This window comes from Dietzia aerolata, assembly GCF_014144865.1.
Taxonomy (GTDB): Bacteria; Actinomycetota; Actinomycetes; order Mycobacteriales; family Mycobacteriaceae; genus Dietzia; species Dietzia aerolata.
The window spans coordinates 2,131-7,841 of record NZ_JAALDM010000321.1; the positions used below are offsets into that span (position 1 = coordinate 2,131).

General features: G+C 69.0%; 5 protein-coding genes. All 5 read left to right on the top strand.

What is annotated here, in order from left to right; translation table 11 throughout:
- The first annotated feature begins 375 nt into the window (after positions 1-375).
- Positions 376-2,226, top strand: a complete 1,851-nt coding sequence (gene dnaK / locus G6016_RS15980; RefSeq protein WP_182633587.1) for a molecular chaperone DnaK — start codon at positions 376-378, stop codon at positions 2,224-2,226.
- The gene (grpE, locus tag G6016_RS15985) at positions 2,223-2,858 is read left to right on the top strand and encodes a nucleotide exchange factor GrpE (RefSeq protein ID WP_182633588.1); all 636 of its coding nucleotides are present in this window, start codon (positions 2,223-2,225) and stop codon (positions 2,856-2,858) included. Before dnaK ends, grpE begins: the two co-directional genes overlap by 4 nt.
- A gap of 222 nt (positions 2,859-3,080) precedes the next feature.
- Complete coding sequence (gene dnaJ / locus G6016_RS15990) at positions 3,081-4,265, top strand: molecular chaperone DnaJ (protein ID WP_182633589.1); 1,185 nt, start codon at positions 3,081-3,083, stop codon at positions 4,263-4,265.
- Positions 4,262-4,696, top strand: a complete 435-nt coding sequence (locus G6016_RS15995; protein WP_182633590.1) for a heat shock protein transcriptional repressor HspR — start codon at positions 4,262-4,264, stop codon at positions 4,694-4,696. Before dnaJ ends, G6016_RS15995 begins: the two co-directional genes overlap by 4 nt.
- Before the next feature lie 163 nt (positions 4,697-4,859).
- The coding region (locus G6016_RS16000) for a nitrilase-related carbon-nitrogen hydrolase (protein WP_182633591.1) at positions 4,860-5,711 on the top strand (852 nt) is incomplete at its 3' end.

Sequence of the window (5,711 nt, forward strand, 5' to 3'; positions counted from 1 at the left end):
GATCGTGCAGGCGTATCGCAATCGAGCAGGTGAATCGTATTTGAGCGTGTGAACTGTCTTCGGACGGCGTGGGCCAGCGTCTGAGCCGGCATGTGCGCCGCCGTCGGGCGTGCGCGGGCCGCCATTGTTGAGCGGCGCGGGCGCAACTATTGCTGTGAGTTATGTCACTCCGGGAATGGAGTCCTGCGTCCTTGAGTTGTACGGGGTGTCAAACTTCAGCGACCCAGGCTCAACTCGGGTTGACTCGCCACGGATCGGCGGGCAGTGTGGGAACCGCACTGGAGAACGACGGGCCCCGACTTGAGTCAGGGTCGCTGAAGAAACAGTCATCATTCGCGGTAACAGTTCATTCGCGGTAACAGTAAGGAGTTCACCATGGGACGTGCAGTCGGTATCGACCTCGGCACCACCAACTCGGCGGTCGCTGTCCTGGAGGGCGGCGAGGCCCAGGTCATCGCCAACGCCGAGGGGTCGCGCACGACCCCGTCGGTGGTCGCATTCGCCAAGAACGGCGAGGTGCTCGTCGGCCAGCCGGCCAAGAACCAGGCGGTCACGAACGTCGACCGCACCATCCGCTCGGTCAAGCGCCACATCGGCACGGACTGGAAGTCGGATTCGATCGACGACAAGACCTACACCCCTCAGGAGATCAGCGCCCGTACGCTGCAGAAGCTCAAGAGGGACGCCGAGGCCTACCTCGGTGAGGACGTCACGGACGCCGTGATCACCGTCCCCGCCTACTTCAACGACGCCCAGCGTCAGGCCACCAAGGACGCCGGCCAGATCGCCGGCCTCAACGTCCTGCGCATCGTCAACGAGCCCACCGCGGCCGCCCTGGCCTACGGCCTCGACAAGGGCGACAAGGAGCAGACCATCCTGGTCTTCGACCTCGGTGGCGGCACCTTCGACGTCTCGCTGCTCGACATCGGCGACGGTGTCGTGGAGGTGCGTGCCACCTCGGGTGACAACCACCTCGGTGGCGACGACTGGGATCAGCGGATCGTCGACTGGCTCGTCGAGAAGTTCAAGGCCCAGAACGGGATCGACCTCACCAAGGACAAGATGGCGCTCCAGCGTCTGCGTGAGGCCGCGGAGAAGGCCAAGATCGAGCTGTCCAGCGGACAGTCCACCTCGATCAACCTGCCCTACATCACGGTCGACGCGGATAAGAACCCGCTCTTCCTCGACGAGACCCTGTCCCGCTCGGAGTTCCAGAAGATCACCCAGGATCTGCTGGACCGCTGCCGCAACCCGTTCCAGGCCGTCATTAAGGACGCCGGCATCTCGGTCTCCTCGATCGACCACGTCGTGCTCGTCGGTGGTTCGACCCGTATGCCGGCCGTGACCGACCTGGTCAAGGAGCTCACCGGTGGTAAGGAGCCCAACAAGGGCGTCAACCCGGACGAGGTCGTGGCCGTCGGTGCCGCGCTGCAGGCCGGTGTGCTCCGTGGCGAGGTCAAGGACGTTCTCCTGCTCGACGTGACCCCGCTGTCGCTGGGCATCGAGACCAAGGGTGGCGTCATGACCAAGCTCATCGAGCGCAACACCACCATCCCGACCAAGCGCTCGGAGACCTTCACCACTGCTGACGACAATCAGCCGTCGGTGCAGATCCAGGTGTTCCAGGGTGAGCGCGAGATGGCGCAGCAGAACAAGCTGCTCGGTTCCTTCGAGCTCGCCGGTATCGCCCCCGCTCCGCGCGGTGTGCCCCAGGTCGAGGTGACGTTCGACATCGACGCCAACGGCATCGTCCACGTCACCGCCAAGGACAAGGGCACCGGCAAGGAGAACACGATCGTCATCCAGGACGGCTCCGGTCTGTCCAAGGAAGAGATCGACCAGATGATCAAGGACGCCGAGGAGCACGCCGCCGAGGATGCCAAGCGTCGTGAGGAGGCGGACGCCCGCAACCAGGCCGAGTCCACGGTCTACCAGACGGAGAAGTTCGTCTCGGAGAACGAGGACAAGATCCCGGCCGACAAGAAGGAGTCGCTCGAGTCGGCGATCGCCGAGGCCAAGACGGCGCTCGAGGGCACCGATGTCGACGCGATCAAGGCCGCGGTCGAGAAGGTCAACACCGAGGCGCAGGCCGTCGGCCAGGCCATCTACGAGGCCTCCGCGGCCGAGGGGGCCGAGGCCGGCGAGGGTGCGGCCGAGGGTGCCGATGACGATGTCGTCGACGCCGAGGTCGTGGACGAGGACGAGCCCAAGGACGAGTCCAAGTGACCCGGCCCGACGGCACGCCCGACCCGGGTGCCCCGGGGGCAACCGACGAGGAGGCCTACGAGGCCGAGTTCGCCGAGGAGTCCCCGGTGGCCCCCGAGGCCGACGCCGTCGCCGAGGGCGCTGGCCTCACCGCCGACGAGATCGATGTCGAGGGAGAGCTCGTCGACGATGCCGCGGACTCCGCTGGCGCCGGTGGCGTCGGTGGCGACACGGCGGCCGACGGCGGGCTGCAGGCGCAGCTCGACGAGCGCACCGCGGACCTGCAGCGCGTGTCGGCGGAGTTCGCCAACTACCGCCGCCGCATGGACCGTGAGCGCACGGCCAGCATCGAGCAGGCCAAGGCGAAGGTTCTCGCCGAACTCCTGCCCGTGGTGGACGATCTCGACCGGGCTCGCGACCACGGTGACCTCGCCGAAGGCCCCCTGAAGGCCTTCGCCGACAAGATGGTCGCGCTCCTGGCGTCCCAGGGCGTCGAGCAGTTCGGTGACGAGGGCGATGCCTTCGACCCGAACGTGCACGAGGCCGTCCAGGACGAGTCCGAGGGCGGCGAGCCCGTGCTCGGCACCGTGCTGCGCAAGGGCTACCGGATGGGCGAGCGCACCCTGCGAACGGCGATGGTCATCGTTCGCTGACGCGCGTCACCGCTTCCGAGCGGCACCGTCGCCGAGCGGCACCACTGCCGAGCGGCGCTGACGGTGAGAATCGAAGTGCGGGTGCGGACCGCATCGCGCGGACCGCGCCCGCACTTCGCGTAATACCTGCGAAACTTGAGTGGAGTTGACGCAGTCGCCCGACGCGGGCCCCGCCCGGCCCGCGAGAGGCACACCCGAGAAGAACAGGAAAGGAGGCGTCTGGTGAGCCAGCGCGAATGGGTCGAGAAGGACTACTACGCCGAGCTGGGCGTCTCCAAGACCGCCACGCAGGACGAGATCCGCAAGGCCTACCGCAAGCTCGCACGCGAGAACCACCCGGACTCCAACCCGGGCAACGAGGCGGCGGAAGAGAAGTTCAAGCGGGTCAGCGAAGCCAACGACGTCGTCGGCGATCCGGCCAAACGCAAGGAGTACGACGAGTTCCGCGCCCAGGTCAGCTCGGGCGGATTCGGCGGTTTCTCCCCGGGCGGACGCGGCGGCGGATTCACCTCGCAGAGCGACTTCGACCTCGGGGACCTCTTCGGTGGCGGCGCCGGCCCGGCCGGTGGAGCCGGCGGCTTCTCCGACATCTTCGGCGGCCTGTTCAACCAGGGACGCGCCGGTGGCGGTGGGGCCGGACGGGCCCGCGCACAGCGGCCGAGCGGCGGCCAGGACATGGAAACCGCGCTCACGCTGTCGTTCCGCGAGGCGGCCCTCGGCGAGACCGTCCAGATCAAGCTGTCCTCGGCGTCGCCGTGCCTGACCTGCCACGGCAGCGGCGCCAAGCCGGGAACCAGCCCCAAGGTGTGCGGCACCTGCCACGGTGCAGGCGTCACCCAGCGCAGCCAGGGCGCCTTCGGCTTCGCCGAGCCCTGCAGTGACTGCGGCGGCACCGGCTCGAAGATCGACGATCCCTGCAGCGACTGTGGTGGCAGTGGCGTCACCAACCGCACCCGCACCATCAACGTCAAGGTGCCCGCCGGAGTCTCCGATGGCCAGCGCATCCGGCTCGCCGGGCAGGGCGAGGCCGGATTCCGTGGCGCCCCCTCCGGCGACTTGTACGTCACCGTCACCGTGCAGAAGGACGCGGTCTTCAGCCGCGACGGCGGCGACCTCCTGGTCGACCTGCCGGTGTCCTACCCCGAACTCGTCCAGGGTTCGCAGGTGTCCGTGCCGACTCTGACCGGCCGGGTGACCGTCAAGGTGCCCGCCGGCTCCCGCGACGGCCAGATCCTGCGCGTCCGGGGCCGGGGAATCGCCCGCAAGTCCGGAACCGGGGACCTCAAGGTCACGCTCCGGGTGGCCACGCCCCCCGCCGGGATGGCCGAAGCCGAACTCGCCGCCTACGACGAGGCACTGCGTGCGGCCGGCTTCGATCCGCGGTCGGGCTGGGCCGGGTCGGCATGAGCCCCCGGCTGGACGTCGAGGACCTCGGTCCCGACGACAGCGTGCTCGTGATCTCCATGGCCGCGGAGCTGTCGGGGCTGCACGCCCAGACACTGCGCACCTATGACCGCCTCGGCATCGTCACGCCCGAACGCACCCGTGGCGGCGGCCGACGCTACTCCCTGCGCGACGTCGCCATGCTGCGCGAGGTGCAGCGGCTCAGCCAGGAGGAGGGCGTCAACCTGGCCGGCATCAAGCGGATCATCGAACTGACCAACCAGGTCGACGCCCTGCGCAATCGCGTCGCCGACCTCATCGACGAGGTTGCCGACCTGCGGCGCAGGCAGGGCCTCGGCGGACGCTCCGGCGAACTGGTGCACGTCCCGCGCTCCACCTCCGTGGTTGTGTGGCGCCCCCGCCACGAGCGCGACAACCGCGAAGACGGGGTCTGACCCGCCGTACCCCCGCAAGGATGCACGACCGATCACCTGTGAACTCTCGACGTCGACGAGACGCCGCATAAGCGTGATGCGGTCGACTCCGACGACGCATAACCTCCAGCGCCCGTCGGGGTACGGTCGAGGAGTCACATCGCAGCCGTCGAGGAGGCCCGCCGTGCGCATCGCCGCAGCCCAGATCCTGTCCGGACGCGACCCCCAGGACAACTTGCGCCAGGTCCGCGAACGGGTCGTCGAGGCCGCGCAGCAGGGCGCCCGGATCGTGGTGTTCCCCGAAGCCACCATGCGCGCCTTCGGCGCCGGCCGACTGGACGAGATCGCCGAACCCCTCGACGGCCCCTGGGCGGGCGCCGTGGCCGAGGTTGCCCGGGAGAATGGAATCGTCGTCGTCGTCGGCATGTTCACGCCCGGCGAGGGCGGCAGGGTCCGCAACACACTGCTCGTCACCGGCCCCGGCGAGGCGCGCCCCGGCGCCACCTCCAGCGGCTCCAGCGGATCCGACAGTTCCGACGGCACCGACCTGCACCTGGGCTACGACAAGATCCACCTGTTCGACGCGTTCGGGTTCGCCGAATCCGACAACGTCGAGCCCGGCGACACCACGCACGTGGTGACCGTCGACGGCGTCGGGATCGGGCTGAGCGTCTGCTACGACATCCGCTTCCCCGGCCAGTACCGGCAGCTCGCGGCGGACGGCGCGCGGCTAACCCTGTGCAGCGCGTCGTGGGGCGCGGGGCCGGGCAAGGTCGAGCAGTGGCAACTGTTGGCCCGCGCCCGCGCGCTGGACGCCACGACGTTCCTGCTCGCCGTCGACCAGGCCGATCCGGCGGTCGAGGGCGTCGAGGTCAAGAAGGGCGCCCCGACCGGCGTCGGTCACTCCCTGCTCGCCGGGCCCGACGGGACGGTGCGTGAGGAGATCGCCGCGCAGGGCGCGGGGTTGATGGTGGTCGACGTGGATGTTCGGGGCGACGACGACCTCGGCGACCACCCCCACAAAAATGATCACGAC